2 protein-coding genes are annotated in these 1,155 nt (G+C 62.3%); both read left to right on the top strand.

Annotation, left to right across the window (positions count from 1 at the left end):
- A partial coding sequence (locus V6766_RS25475; RefSeq protein ID WP_448471030.1) for a hypothetical protein occupies positions 1-208 on the top strand: 208 nt, incomplete at its 5' end.
- A gap of 7 nt (positions 209-215) precedes the next feature.
- Positions 216-1,151: a transposase gene (locus V6766_RS25470; RefSeq protein ID WP_448471029.1), complete on the top strand. Its 936-nt coding sequence runs from the start codon at positions 216-218 to the stop codon at positions 1,149-1,151.
- The last annotated feature ends 4 nt before the right edge of the window (positions 1,152-1,155 follow it).

Below are 1,155 nucleotides of genomic sequence, written 5' to 3'. Positions count from 1 at the left end.
CATTGTTTGTTGGATCTGCGCTATTGTTGTGATGCAGCTGCGGGCCGCTGGATTGCCCGCAGCTGCTGCAACGGCCGACCGTCCGAGCATTGGGTGCGACACCCGCTGTCATCAAGGTCACTGTTGCACCGAGCAACCGCTTGAAGAGTTGATTGGGCCGCTGATTGCCACGCCCGCAAACAATCCCAAGCATGCCTTGAAAGGATAGCACCGCCATGATCGTTTTGCATCACCCTCCGCACATCTGTCTTGGCTGCGACGTTGCAAAGGACACGATTGCCGTTTCCTGCGGCGGTCCGGCCACCGTCATCGCCAATCGCAGCAAGGATATTCGTCGCTTCCTGCGAAACTGCGAGGCAGACCTGGTCATCTGCGAGCCCACCGGCGGGTATGAAACCGTCCTGATCGAAGAGTGCCTGCGGCGCGGACTTGCCGTTCATCGGGCCGACACGCGCAGGCTCAAGGCCTTCATCCGTTCGCGTGGACGGATCGGCAAGAGCGATGCAATCGACGCCCGGGAAATGGTCGCCTATGGCATGGAACGCTGGGCAAGCCTGCCTCTGTGGCAGGCTGGGAACCCTCACGAGGCAAGGCTCAAGGCCCTTGTCGGCCGCCGCGCCGATCTGGTCGCCATCAGGGTCGCCGAGCAAAACCGCGCCATGGCGCCGGGCGGACGTGACCTGGCCGTCACTTTCAAGGCCATGCTCGCTGCCATCAATCGCCAGATCGCGCTGCTCGACAGGGAAATCCGTATGCTCATGCGCAGCGAAGCTTTCGCAGCCAGAGCCGGGATCGCAACGGCGATGACGGGCATTGCGGAGACAACCGCCGCCGCCCTGCTCGCCGCCATGCCCGAACTCGGTACGCTGGATCGAAAGAAGGCGGCCGCGCTGGCCGGCCTGGCGCCGCACCCAAACGAGAGCGGCAACAAGATCGGCTACCGGAGAATGCGCGGCGGAAGACCCGTCATGCGCACCATCCTGTTCATGCCGGCCATGCAGGCCGCCCGCGGAAGGGGAGAGTTCGCCGCCTTCTACAAGCGCCTCGTCGAAGCCGGCAAAAAGCCAATCGTCGCGATCGCAGCAGTCATGCGAAAAATCGTCGTGACCCTCAATGCAAGGTTCAGAGAGAAAATCATCCAACAGAGTTGATGAC

The sequence above is a fragment of the Martelella sp. AMO21009 genome (genome assembly GCF_053484295.1).
This window is presented reverse-complemented; position numbering and strand designations above follow the sequence as displayed.